Source organism: Bacillus sp. FSL R9-9497 (genome assembly GCF_038005805.1).
Classification (GTDB): Bacteria; Bacillota; Bacilli; order Bacillales; family Bacillaceae_G; genus Bacillus_A; species Bacillus_A cereus.
In genome coordinates this window covers 5,204,459-5,217,888 of sequence record NZ_JBBOTY010000001.1, presented here as the reverse complement: position 1 = coordinate 5,217,888, position 13,430 = coordinate 5,204,459, and the positions used below count along the sequence as shown (strand labels likewise).

Sequence of the window (13,430 nt, the reverse complement as noted above, 5' to 3'; positions counted from 1 at the left end):
TCCATTGGGGACTTATTCCACATGAACAAATGGAATATTAAAAGTATTTGTTATAAGCTATTTATTTTTGTTATCCCTCCGTTTCTATACGCGTTCTCAGACAAACAAGATTATGTTCAAAGTAAAATTGTTTAACGTAAAACAAAATGTATATTTACACAGTTCTGTGGAAATATACACAATTCGACAAAAAATGTCGAAAAAAATACTGATATAAAGAATGATATCAGACCTTTATATGTGAGATAGTTTTCATGTATATCTAGTAAAAAAGAATGGTTATAAAGGTAAGTTTTACGATACATACTAACCAATGTAGTGTATCCCTTTGTGAAGGCTTATTTTTGCCTTAAAGTTATGTGGAAATAAAAATCTAGATAGGGTTGGTTTTGGTCAGAATGAAGACAATATGTACTTTAAAAATAGTCATCTATTTTGTCTAAAGAGAGTTGTGCGATTAGTGGACCGAAGTTGAAAGATGATAGTTTCTTACATTGTTAGATAAATATAAGGATTACAGAATATTCGACTAACACGTTACTACGGTCATTTTTGAGACTGTTTAAACAATAAGAAAGAAGGTGTTTTACTCCTTAGTTACAATATCTTTTTAGTAAAGATAAGCTTAAGTAACCTCCGCTAAAGATTATATACTTAAATGATAAAGAGTTCAACAATGGTTCACATATTTTCCCAAAAATAAAAAAACGGCTGTTTTATGTGGAATAAAACAACCGTTTTTTTATATTAGATTTCTGTTAAGATTATTGGTTCACCGCGTGTTACGACAACGGTATGTTCACATTGTGCAACAAGACTTTTATCTGGTGTAACGAATGTCCAACCATCGTCACCACGTTCAATAATATGATCAGCTTTCATAGAGATGAACGGTTCTACAGCGATAACAAGACCATCTTTTAGAAGCGCATTATCCATTGGGTCATAGTAACTTAAAATGTGATTTGGTGCTTCATGTAAGCTAAGACCAATGCCGTGACCAGTTAAGTTTTGAATAACATTGTATCCACTTTTATGTGCGAAGTTTGAAACAGCACGACCAATTTGATTTTGTTTTGAGCCAGCTCTAACCTTTTTCATTGCTGCCCAAAATGCATCAACCGCTGCTTGGCAAAGCTTTTCTTTTGCCTCGTCTTCTCCAAGTACAAATGAAATGCCTGTATCTGCATAATAGCCATCAAGTGCAGCAGATACATCGACGTTTACTAAGTCGCCTTCTTTTAATACACGATCTCCTGGAATACCATGAGCAACTTCTTCATTTACACTAATGCAAGTTACACCTGGAAAATCATATTCTTTTTCAGGTGCAGAAATAGCACCATGCTCATCTAATACTTTTTTACCGATCAAATCAAGCTCTTTCGTTGTCATACCTGGCTTCGCTTGTTTTTTCATTTCTTCACGTGCAAGCGCAACGATGCGGCCGATTTTTCGTAAGCCTTCTAAATCTTGTTCATTACGAATAATCATGAAAACCACTGTCCTTCCTCGAATATATATCTTATCCGATTGTATCATGTTTATTTTCGTCCTGCTACTCGCTTGCGGTATGCAGGTTGATTCCTCTCATAAAGAATACATGACAATTGTCATATCGATGTCATGATGCATCATACTGTTTCCTAAGTTTTCCAAGGAATACAATGTAAATATAAGAAACAGCGGGGGTGGAGAGATGGAAAAGATTATTGAAGTAAATGATGTTTCTAAAACATTTAAACATAAAAACGCAGTAAATAATGTTTCATTTCATGTAAATAAAGGGGAAATAGTAGCGTTGCTTGGTCCGAATGGTGCGGGGAAAACAACGACGATGTCAATGATGCTTGGATTAAAGGAACCAACGGAAGGTAAGGTCTCTATATTTGGAAAGAGTCCAAAGCATAGAGATGTTCGTAATAGCCTCGGTGCAATGCTGCAAGAAGTAAGTGTCATTGATAGTATTACGGTGGAAGAGGCAATTGAGTTATTCCGTAGTTATTATACGAATCCTATAGAGAAAGAAACGTTACTGCAGTTATCAAATTTAGAATCAGAGCGAAAGCAAAGATGTGAGAAATTATCAGGTGGGCAAAAAAGAAGGTTAAACTTTGCGCTTGCACTTGCGGGAAATCCGGATTTGTTATTTTTAGATGAGCCGACAGTCGGAATGGATATTACGTCTCGAAGAACGTTTTGGGAAACGATTCGAAAGTTAGCAAGTGAAGGGAAAACGATTATTTTAACGACGCATTATTTAGAAGAAGCAGATGCTTTAGCAAATCGTATCTTATTATTTGCGAACGGAAAGATTATCGCAGATGGTACACCAGACGAAATGAAAGCAACGATTTCGAGAAAAACAATCACATTTTACTCAAAGGAAAGCATTCCTACAAAATTACTAAAGGAATTACCAAAAGTAATAGAAGTAAAGTCAAACGAAGGACGCTTCATTTTAACAACGGAGGATACGGATGCAACTTTAAAAGCCATTTATCAAAGGAGTTTACCTGTAACAGATGTTTCAGTTGAACGTGGAAGTCTTGATGAGGCATTTGAACAATTCGTTGCAAATCAGAAGGAGGAAATCGCATGAGAGCGTTATGGATGCAGTGCAAAATAGAAATTTTACGTACATTCCGCAATAAATTATTTATCTTTTTCTCATTATTAATGCCTGTTATGTTTTACTACATTTTCACAAATGTTGTTCAAGTACCACAAAACGGAGATGCGTGGAAAGCACATTATTTAATTTCGATGGCAACTTTCAGTATTGTAGGGACTGCACTCTTTAGTTTCGGTGTAAGACTTTCTCAGGAAAAAGGGCAAGGATGGACACATCTTCTAAAAATTACACCGCTTCCAGAGGGAGCATATTTAACAGCAAAAATTATCGCTCAAACAGTAGTAAATGCTTTTTCAATATTAGTTATCTTTATTGCAGGGATACTAATTAATCATGTTGAGTTAACGGTAGGGCAATGGATTGGTGCGGGGTTATGGTTATTGTTAGGGGTAACACCATTTTTAGCGTTAGGAACAGTAATAGGTTCCATTAAAAAGGCGGACGCAGCTGCTGGCTTAGCAAATATTTTAAATATGAGTTTAGCCATAGTTGGCGGGTTATGGATGCCGATTGAAGTATTCCCCAAAATATTAAGAACGATTGGTGAATGGACACCAACATACCATTTCGGAAGTGGTGCGTGGGATATTGTAGTTGGAAAATCAATTGGATGGGAAAATATCGCGGTATTAGGAGGTTATTTCCTTATATTTGTTGTAGTATCAATATATATAAGAAAAAGACAGGAAGCGGTATAAATGATAGAGAAGAAGAGGATTGAGATTTTTCCGAAACATATGGGATTCTTTCCGTACATGTGGTTTGTTTATCTATTATTTCCAATTTATCACTTAGCACAAGCATCAGGATGGAAGCTTGTGCTAGGGAGTGGTATGTTGATACTCTTTATTATCACATACCGTCAGCTTTATTTTGTTCAGAAGACGTTTATTTTATGGGCATGCATTCAAATGATACTCATCTTTTTATTTGCTTTATTTTATAATCCTTTTATGATATTTTTTGGCTTTTTCACAGCAAGTGCGATGGGATTTGCGCCAAATAAGAAAGTATTTCGAGTGCTGTTATGCTCGTTAGTTATAATGCTTGGAGCATTTTTATTTGTAAATATGAATCAACTAACACCAACAAGTTTAGTAAATATCGTCCCGATGTTTATTTTAATGCTTCTTACGCCATTTGGTATGCGTAATTTTAATCAGAAAAAGATGTTAAGAAATCAATTAGATGAGGCGAACGAGCAAATTAAAGACTTAGTAAAACGTGAAGAACGGCAGCGGATTGCAAGAGATCTTCATGACACATTAGGGCATACGTTATCTCTTATTACTTTGAAAAGCCAGCTTGTAGAGAAGTTAATCGTAAAAAATCCAGAGCGTGCAAGTGCGGAAGCGAAGGAAATTACACAAACGTCTCGTACAGCCTTAAAACAGCTGAGAGAATTAATTTCTGATATGCGTATGATTACGGTAGAAGAAGAGCTAGAGCAAATAAAAGCGATCTTACAAGCAGCTAATATTAAATTAGAAGTGAGGCAAGAAGCAAGATCGAGCTCGTTATCACCAATTGAACAAAATATTGTCGGGATGTGTTTACGTGAGGCCGTTACAAATGTTGTAAAACATAGTAAGGCGACGCGGTGCGCAGTTTCTGTATTAGAATCGCAAGGTGAGCTGATTTTGAAAGTAGAAGATAACGGAATCGGTTTAACAGATCAAAATCATGATGGAAATGGTATTCGCGGCATGAAAGAACGAATTGCTCTTATTGATGGATTTGTTGAACTAGGTACAATCAATCCAGGGACGTTGTTAACAGTAAAAGTTCCAGTTGTTATTAGAACAGGAAAAGATGAGGTGAGGGCATGATCCGAATTATTATTGCAGAAGATCAGCGGATGCTTCGTGGTGCGTTAGGGGCTCTGCTTGATCTAGAAGATGATATCGAGGTAATTGGACAAGCGGCAAACGGGGAAGAGGCGCTAAAATTAATTGAATCGTTAAAACCGGATATAAGTATCATGGATATTGAAATGCCGATTCAAAGTGGATTAGATGTTGCTGAAGCGTTAAAGAAAGAAAAATCATCATGCAAAGTAATGATTTTAACAACATTTGCACGGCCGGGATATTTTGAAAGAGCAATGAAAGCTGGTGTGCACGGCTATTTATTAAAGGATAGCCCAAGTGAAGATTTAGCTGCAGCAATTCGTAATGTAATGAAGGGGAAACGAGAGGTCTCCCAAGATTTAATGTTTGGCTTATGGCAGGAGCAAAATCCGTTGTCAGATCGCGAAAAGGAAGTATTGTTGCTTGCGAAAGAAGGAAAGACAGCAAACGAAATTGCGAAGGCACTTTATCTTTCACCGGGTACAGTACGTAATTATATTTCTGAAGTATTAGCGAAGCTTGATGCGAAAAATAGAATTGAAGCAATTACAATTGCGGAAGAAAAGGGATGGATATGAAAAGAAGTTTACCTATGATTGGTAAACTTCTTTTTTTATTATTGTACCGCTATTACTTTATTTATTTTTTGTAACGGTTTGTAACCGTGTGCTTCAAATGCCTTTGCAAATTCATTTGATACGGCAGTGCCATATAAATCTTTTGCAGCTTGTACGATGTGAGATTGAAGTGATTCAAAGTCTTCAGCGGAAGTTGCATAATTTTGCAATGCACGCATAACAACTTTACTGACTTTTTCATTGCCTTGTTTTTGGACAGCAATACCGTTATATGTTTTACCTTCAGCTAATTGATATAATACGTGACTGATAATACCAGAATTCACGTGTGATTCTTGATTATTACCATCGTTATAGAAATCTTGTAAATTTGTATATAGTTTATGACCGCCGTCACCAATTTCCCTTGGGATATCACGAATTGTTAGGCCACCTAATGTATCGCCCATAATCCAGTTTCCTTTATCTTTCTTTACGTAATATTCGATTTGTGTACCCCAGAAATCCGCTAATCCCTCGTTTAGTGCAGATGTTTCAGCACTTGGATATCTCACGACTTTATTTTTCGTCGTGCCACTAAATACAGCATGTCCAAATTCATGAGCTGTTACATCAAGAGCGGATGTTAGTTTTCCGTCTAAACCATCACCAAATACCATTTGGTTCCAAGCGGGATGCCAAAATGCATTTACATAGTCTTCTTTTACACCATCACTAACTTCAGTAGAATCAAAACCGTGTACACTAGCAACAACTTTTGAATCTTTATTGTCGTAACTTTTTAGATTATGTTCTTTCTTAAAGTAATCGTAAATATCACTCATGTTCTTCATAGCGCCCGCGGCTTCTTTATCTGCAAAACTAGGAGTACTACTTGAAATTAGTGTCCCTGGATAACCAGCTTGACTATATCCCCCGAGGGAATCAGCGTAGTTTGCATTATAAATATAAATACCATTTCCGCGTGATAAATCCGCTAAATAAAATTTTCCATCAGTTCCTTTGGCAATATTGAAAGAGATGTTTTCTTGAAGTGCATTTTTCCCAGTTCCTTGCTCACTTGCAGGGGATAATCTAGGTGATGTTACTTGATTTATAGTCTTATTCTCTTTGTTTTTAATGAATTTTTCTTGAAAAAGTACTTCGCCAGTTTTTAAATCAACGATAGCATTGCCGTTTATAATTTGTTCATTGTTTTCATAAGTAAATGTAATAACAGTTGCGAATGTATAATAGCCATCTTTTTTCTTATAAACAACGGTTTCGTTAGAGAATTCTGTCTCAACTGCATCACTTGGAATTTGAACTATATCGCGTAATTTAGATTTTACTTCATTTTTCGACAAAAAATTTGTTATAGTAAGATTAGGTTGTTGATTTAAATTTTGAACAACTTTACCACTAACAGTTGTGATTACTCCATTTTTATCTACTTTTACAATGAGATCTTGGCCATATACTTTATAGTTTTTATATGTTTGTGCAAGGCGAACTTCGGTTTGATTTTCTTTGGTTTCTTTATTTGTAGGTTGGAAATCTACATTTTTTTCAGTAGTGACTTGTTCTTGTTGAGCTTTCGCCCCATTTACCTCACCTTTTAAATACTTTTTAGCAATATTTTCTTTCGTATCATTTTGAGGTTGTGTTAATTTCCCGATTGTTAAACCAGGCTGAGCAATTTCAACTTTGACTACACTTTTGTCTAATTCTTGAGCATGAATAGCTTCTGTTGATAAAGGGCAAAGAAGACCGAATGTAACGAAAGCACTAGCAAGTTTTCTATAATTCATCTATAACACTCCTAATCTATTATTGTATGTGAGATGAATTGTATGAAAAATTTGCCGAATTTTATATATATTATGCATTATTTCATATCAAAAATTGTCGAATTCACATTATTGTAGTGGTATGACAACTTAACAAATTAGATTGTTATAATGGGATGGTGAGTAAGTATGCACGCAGAGAAATTAGGAAGTGAAATTAAGAAAATTAGAGTGTTGAGAGGATTAACACAAAAACAGTTATCCGAGAACATATGTCATCAATCGGAAGTGAGCAGAATTGAATCGGGTGCGGTATACCCAAGTATGGATATATTGCAAGGTATTGCAGCAAAGTTACAAGTTCCCATTATTCATTTTTATGAGGTACTCATTTATTCCGATATTGAGAGGAAAAAGCAGTTAAAAGATCAAATCATTATGCTTTGTAAGCAAAAGAAATATAAAGAAATTTATAATAAAGTATGGAATGAGTTGAAAAAGGAAGAATATCATCCTGAGTTTCAGCAATTTCTTCAATGGCAATATCATGTAGCAGCGTATGTATTGAAGAAAATTGATTATGAATATTGTATTTTAGAATTAAAAAAATTGTTAAATCAACAATTAACTGGGATTGATGTGTACCAAAATCTTTATATAGAGAATGCAATTGCAAATATTTATGCTGAAAATGGTTATTTTAAGAAAGGTATGGAGTTATTTGAAGGTATATTAAAGCAATTAGAGGCATTACCTGAAAATAAAGAGTTTGATGTGAAGGTAAGACATAATTATGCGAAAACATTATACTTAGATAATCAATATGAAGAGGCTCTTTATCAAATAAATAAAGCTATTGAAATATCTTGTCGAATTAATAGTATGGCATTGATTGGGCAACTATACTATCAAAAAGGTGAATGCTTAGAAAAGCTAGGCTATGATGAGACAAAGAGTGAAGAGGCTTATGAAAAAGCTTATTTCTTTTTTGATATATTAGAAATGCATACGTATAAAGAAAAATTTATGAAAAAAATGAAGAAATAAAATAACGCAAAAACTAAATATGCATAATTGCATAATATATGGATAAATTTTCATGATATATTAAAAGAAAAAATGTGGGTGATGGAATATGAAGAAACTACTTATCGGTAGTCTATTAACGTTAGCAATGACATGGGGTATTTCATTAGCGGATACAGCTTTAGAGAAAAGCAAAGTAATTTCTCATGATAATCAAGAGGTACAATTAGCTTCAGATATGCCTTTTGAGTTTTAAAAAAACAACCGTCTTACTTAGACGGTTGTTTTTTTATGGAGTAACATCCAAACATCTTTACTAGAAACAGGTTTGCTAATAAAGAATCCTTGAATGTGATCACAATTTTGTTTATGTAAAAATTCCCATTCTTCTTCCGTTTCTACACCTTCTGCAATCACTTTTAAATTTAGTTCTTTTGATAGTGTAATAATGGAAGAGACAATTGCTTCTTCTAAAGGGCTAGTTGTAATTCCACAAATAAACTCTCGAGCGATTTTTAATGTGTTGATTGGATATTTTGTTAAATAAGCTAAAGAACTATAACCAGTTCCAAAGTCGTCGATTGAAATTTGAATACCGAGATTTTGAAGTTGTTCTAGTTTTGCAACTACAGATTGATTTTGATTAATCGCGATGCTTTCCGTAATTTCAATATCTAGTGCTTCTGGTTTTAGTTCTGTTTCTTCCAACACCTTTGAAATAGTTGGGATTAAATCTGCATGGTTAAATTGAACAACAGATAAATTTACACCAACTTTTAAGTGAGAAAAACCTTGATTATGCCATCTTTTTGCCTCTAAACAGGCAGTACGTAAAATCCAATTGCCAAGTTCAATAATAAAACCAGTTTCCTCTGCTAGAGGGATAAATTGGGCAGGAGATACGATACCGAGTTTTGGATGCTTCCAACGTATTAATGCTTCAAAACCGATAATTTGTTTTGTTTTTGTGCTTACTTGTGGTTGGTATTCAAGGAAAAATTCATTTTGTTGTAATGCTTTTGAAAGTTCACCTTCTAAGAATTGAATTTCATTTTGAGCGATACTCATTTCTTTTGAGAAGAAAACAAATCTGTTTTTTCCATTTGCTTTCGCACGGTACATAGCCATATCAGCATTTTTCATTAATTCATTTACATCAGTTCCATAATCAGGGTACATCGCAATTCCGATACTTGGTGTAATAGAGAGTTCTTCGCCTTGAATGAAGAATGGTTTGTTTAAAATAGTTAAAATCTGTTCAGCTATAAAAATTGCACTTTTTTCTGAGTACATTTCTGGTAATAGAATTGTAAACTCATCTCCACCTTGGCGAGCGACGATATCTTTTGAACGCAAGCAACCGCGTAATCTTTTTGCTACTTCAATTAATAATAAATCTCCGACGTCATGACCAAGTCTATCGTTAATTTTTTTAAATCGATCTAAATCAAGGAATATGACGGCGACATCATTTGCGTTAGTTTGAGCTGTATTTAAAATGGCTTTTAAATCTTTTTCGAACTTTCGGCGATTTGGTAATCCAGTAAGTGCATCGTGAAAGGCTAAATGCTCTACTTGTTTTTGTTTTTCGTATAAAGTGGTAATATCACGCGCTATCCCAAACATTCCGACCACTTCTTTGTTTATAAAAGTAGGGATAAGTGTAATATGAAGATAATAATAATAGCCTTCTTGTTCTTTTGTACGAACTTCTAACGTTTGTGGCCTACCTTCCTTTGTAATTTGTAAAGCCTTCTTTAGTAGTTCGTGGTCTTTTGAATCAATGAAGTGTACCAGAGAATAGCTTGCCACTTCGCAATAATAGGCAGTAAATAAGCTTTCGCAAGCCTTATTAGATTGTTGAAAAATGCCATTCATATTTAAAGAGAAAACGGCATCGGGATGATCTTCGAATAAAGATTTATAGCGTTGTTCACTTTTTGATAATGCAAATGCACCTTCTTCAACTTCGTCCTCTAGTTGTGTAGTCAACTGTTCGTATGTAAGGATTAGTGCTTGATTATCTTTCCACATGTAAAGTTGCCGCAAGAATAACAAAATAAGTGATAATACGAGACCAATTAACATAAATTTATCATCCCAAGGTTGAATGATAATAAAGGAAAAAGTAATAATTATACTAAAATAAGGTAGTATAAAACGTACATAATCGAATCGATAATATTTTGCTTTCGTTTCATGTTGCATTGGTTTATCCAAGATATATAGTATGGAAGAAAGTCCAATTAATAAAATAGAAGCAGTGTGTATTAAATAATTAAATTCAGGAGAAGTTTTCATCCCAAAATTTAATTGAAACAGATGAATGTAACCGTATACGAGTATAATAGTGAAACCGATAATTAATGCGATTCTACTAGAAGAATATTGTTCTCTTCTATATAGACTAATAACGGCGTAAATTACTAATGATTGTGCAATAAAATAGCCAATTAAAATCCAAGTTTCCTTTGTTAGCATACGGAAGCTTGAAAGGTCCAAGATAAAAGTTAAAGTGAAATAAATGTTCATAATAACAATAAATATGCTATCGAATGAAAATTGAGCAAGACCCTTAATAGAGTAAATTTTTATAAACTTTATAGCAAATCCAACAAAGAGTAAAACATATTGTATGATAAAAAAAGGTAATGCTTTATATGAGAATATAACTTGCTTATGAATAGAAAGTGAAGGAAGAAATAAAGTTATCTCCATAGCTAACCCGCATAGACAAGTACATAATAATAAAATCCAAAATAATTTATCACCAGGCGTCATTTTTCTAATCGCTTTACATAAGCAATAGCAAGAAAAAAGTGCAGCGAAACAGAATAAGAAAAGAATCCCGATTTCTTTTATATTCGACTCACTTGGTATAAGGAATATCCAAAGAGCAAATATAAATATGTATATTATGACAGATTGTATATACTTTTTTTGATTAATCATATTATGACTCCGTTTCAATAAAGTTGAATCTCGGGGAGAAAATGCTAATTTAAATAATAGCATATAAAATAGAATATTTTTTACTATAAAAATTACTTTTTTGAAAAAATGGTGCAAAGTTACAATTTACCACTGTAACATTGCACCACTTATTCTTTTAATTCCTCTTATAGCAGAAAGTTCATCTATTAATTGGAATAGTGCTAAGTCTTTTTGTTTACTTTCAATCATAATATCGAAATTATGATTATTTTTTTTTGCAATGTGTAAGAAAGGCTTAATAAACTCTAAATCGATATATTCAGCATGAGCCCTAAATTCTTTTTCCGATCTCGGGGAGGAAATGTGAACTTTAGGAGAGATATTTGTATGTGACCAAGTTTCAAAAATTGCAGGAAGCAACTCTTCTAGTGGTTCCTCGCAAAGGTTGGCCATATGATGATGATAATCAAATACAAATGGAATATTTTCTTTTTGGCAAATTGATAAAGTTTCAGCGGTTGTATAGGTTTTATCATCATTTTCAAGAGTCATTTGTTTTTTTATATGTGTAGGAAGTTTTTTTATGTTTTCATGGAAGCGCTCAATTGCCTTTTCTTTATTTCCATAGGCTCCACCTACATGAATATTAATGTAAGAAGAATCTGCAATGCCTATAGCATCCAATATTTTATAATGGTAAGTCATATCCGTAATAGCGTTAGTAGTAATATGTGGCTTGTCGCTTGTAAATAGCGTAAATTGATTTGGATGAAAACTTATTCGTAAATTGTGTTCTTTAATTAAAGCCCCTATTTTATGCCAAAGTGGTGTGAATAACCCAATATAGTCAAACTCGACTTCGGGATGTGTTGCAAGTGGGACGATGGAAGACGATAGGCGATATAGTGGGATTTCATGTGCTATATTGTAATGAAGGATACGTATTGTGTGCTCTAAATTTTGCCTTATAACATGGTACAGTTTGTCTTCTCGTTCTTGCTTGCTAAGTTTCTTAAAGCTTGTAAACGTCATTGTTTTGGCAGGAGAACAGTCCCAGAGTGCCATTGCATGTGAGACATATCCAAACCGTATAATCATATGAGATACACCTCTTTTATTCATTGTCTTTCCTATAAAAAGAAAGCAAGCATTGTTCCAATCCATTCCTTTCCTCTATCGATAAGAGAAGGCGGGTTTACATCGCTATAGGAAAGTACGGATGCATTCTCTAGATCTTCATGAAATTTATTTTTTACTGTTTGAATGAAATGTTTATTATATAACAGGCAGTTTATTTCATGATTAATATATAAACTTCTCATATCAAAGTTTGCCGTTCCAATATCACAAATATCATCGTCCACTATAATAATTTTGGCGTGAAAAAACCCTTGTTGAAATGCATAAATATTGCAACCAGCCTGTATTAATTTTCGGCAGTACGGGAATTTTGCTTCCCGAACGAGAGGGTGATCAGCTTTTTCTGGAACAAGAATTGTGATTTGAACCCCTCTTTCTCTTGCTTTTAATAAGGCATTCATAATTTTTTTTCCAGGAATGAAATATGGCGTACCGATACAGATTTCTTTTTTTGCTCCGTTAATTAAATGTAAAAAAGTATGCTGTAAATAAGCACCATCAGTCGGAATAAATTGATGCAGGATGGTACCTGGTTGTTGTTTTGGAAAATAAAGAGAAGCATCCAATAAATTCTGTTTCGTATCATCAAACCAATCATGCAAAAATTGCTTTTGTAAATCTTGAACCCCTTCTCCTGTAAGACGTAAATGATAGTCTCGCCATAATCCTAAGTGTTCATTATGCCCTAGATACTCTTCGCCAATATTAAATCCCCCGATATAGCCGGTTTTCCCATCAATCACTGTAATTTTTCTATGATTTCTTTGATTGGCAGAAAAGAAAGGAAGAGGAAATTTTACCTTATGACAAAATGAAAAAGATACACCATGTTTTTGCAGGGAGCGAATAGCTTCGTTTGATAAAGAATGGCTGCCAAATCGATCAAGTAAAAGTCGTACTTCAATTCCTTCCTGAGCCTTATCAATCAACAATTTTAAAAATTCACGACTGATTTTATCGGTTTTTACAATGAAGAATAAAATATGAATGTGGTGCTGTGCTTGTTTTATGTCAGTAAATAAAGCGTCATATAAATCTTTCCCGTATGTATAAAGGCGAAAATCACTTTGACGTAAAGGGAAAGTGCGAGAGCTTACCCGTTTTAAATGAAGAAGTCTCCCGTATGAAAGGTCAATTGTAATCCAAAGAGCAACGGATATTAACAAAAGAGATAAGTAGAGCATCAGTGAATTCCCTCCTTCGCATTCTTTTCACCTTCAGTGTGTTACAAATGATACGGGTAGCACGGTTGTTATTATAAAGTTCATCAGAGGATAGTATGTTGCATTGATGAAAGTTGCACTTTATCCCGCTTTAAAGGGCAGTAAGCCTCACACCTCAAAAACTGTTGAATAAGTAGAAGTTAGTTTGGAAATCAACTGCCCGTAAAAGCCCGATTGGTTCAACTAATAATCAGCGGGGGAAGAACCGCCCCTACTGATTAAAGTTTCACTTTATAGTTTCACCGAAATAAACAGCTTTATGAAAAAATGTGTTG

Annotated in this window: 11 protein-coding genes; 6 read left to right on the top strand and 5 right to left on the bottom strand. The window is 34.0% G+C overall.

Annotated elements, in window-relative coordinates; translation table 11 throughout:
* Positions 1–747 precede the first annotated feature (747 nt).
* Positions 748–1,542, bottom strand: coding sequence for a type I methionyl aminopeptidase (gene map, locus MKY21_RS26995; RefSeq protein WP_003313889.1), 795 nt, complete (start codon positions 1,540–1,542; stop codon positions 748–750).
* A gap of 157 nt (positions 1,543–1,699) precedes the next feature.
* Between map and MKY21_RS26990 the strand changes: the two genes are divergently transcribed.
* From MKY21_RS26990 to MKY21_RS26975, 4 genes are read left to right on the top strand one after another with little or no spacing between them, the layout of a single operon-like run.
* A complete protein-coding gene (locus MKY21_RS26990) occupies positions 1,700–2,602 on the top strand; it encodes an ABC transporter ATP-binding protein (protein WP_000411113.1) in 903 nt (300 codons plus the stop codon).
* Entirely contained in the window at positions 2,599–3,333 is a 735-nt protein-coding gene (locus tag MKY21_RS26985) for an ABC transporter permease (RefSeq protein WP_341077818.1), read from the top strand. The genes MKY21_RS26990 and MKY21_RS26985 overlap by 4 nt, the downstream gene beginning before the upstream one ends.
* Positions 3,334–4,464: a sensor histidine kinase gene (locus MKY21_RS26980; protein WP_000570612.1), complete on the top strand. Its 1,131-nt coding sequence runs from the start codon at positions 3,334–3,336 to the stop codon at positions 4,462–4,464.
* Positions 4,461–5,063, top strand: coding sequence for a response regulator transcription factor (locus tag MKY21_RS26975; RefSeq protein ID WP_000619244.1), 603 nt, complete (start codon positions 4,461–4,463; stop codon positions 5,061–5,063). The genes MKY21_RS26980 and MKY21_RS26975 overlap by 4 nt, the downstream gene beginning before the upstream one ends.
* Positions 5,064–5,101: 38 nt before the next feature.
* On the opposite strand, the gene MKY21_RS26970 is transcribed toward MKY21_RS26975, so the two are convergent.
* Positions 5,102–6,853 (bottom strand): M4 family metallopeptidase, encoded by a 1,752-nt coding sequence (locus tag MKY21_RS26970; RefSeq protein ID WP_001109514.1) that lies wholly within the window; start codon positions 6,851–6,853, stop codon positions 5,102–5,104.
* Between the two features lie 168 nt (positions 6,854–7,021).
* Here MKY21_RS26970 and MKY21_RS26965 point away from each other — a divergent pair, with 168 nt between their 5' ends.
* Both MKY21_RS26965 and MKY21_RS26960 read left to right on the top strand, forming a co-directional pair.
* Positions 7,022–7,879: a helix-turn-helix domain-containing protein gene (locus tag MKY21_RS26965; RefSeq protein WP_086392768.1), complete on the top strand. Its 858-nt coding sequence runs from the start codon at positions 7,022–7,024 to the stop codon at positions 7,877–7,879.
* Between the two features lie 88 nt (positions 7,880–7,967).
* On the top strand, positions 7,968–8,114 hold the full coding sequence (locus MKY21_RS26960; RefSeq protein ID WP_000734743.1) for a quorum-sensing peptide PapR: 147 nt from the start codon (positions 7,968–7,970) through the stop codon (positions 8,112–8,114).
* A 17-nt stretch (positions 8,115–8,131) separates the two neighbouring features.
* Here the strand turns inward: MKY21_RS26960 and MKY21_RS26955 are convergent, their stop codons facing one another.
* The 3 genes from MKY21_RS26955 to cls all read right to left on the bottom strand — a co-directional run bounded on the left by MKY21_RS26955 (position 8,132) and on the right by cls (position 13,116).
* The gene (locus MKY21_RS26955) at positions 8,132–10,810 is read right to left on the bottom strand and encodes a DUF4084 domain-containing protein (protein WP_061664287.1); all 2,679 of its coding nucleotides are present in this window, start codon (positions 10,808–10,810) and stop codon (positions 8,132–8,134) included.
* Positions 10,811–10,936: 126 nt separating this feature from the next.
* Positions 10,937–11,890 carry a UV DNA damage repair endonuclease UvsE gene (gene uvsE / locus MKY21_RS26950; RefSeq protein WP_016118948.1) on the bottom strand — a complete coding sequence of 318 codons (954 nt, stop codon included), beginning with the start codon at positions 11,888–11,890 and terminating at the stop codon, positions 10,937–10,939.
* A gap of 32 nt (positions 11,891–11,922) precedes the next feature.
* Entirely contained in the window at positions 11,923–13,116 is a 1,194-nt protein-coding gene (cls, locus tag MKY21_RS26945) for a cardiolipin synthase (RefSeq protein ID WP_016118947.1), read from the bottom strand.
* Positions 13,117–13,430 lie beyond the last annotated feature (314 nt).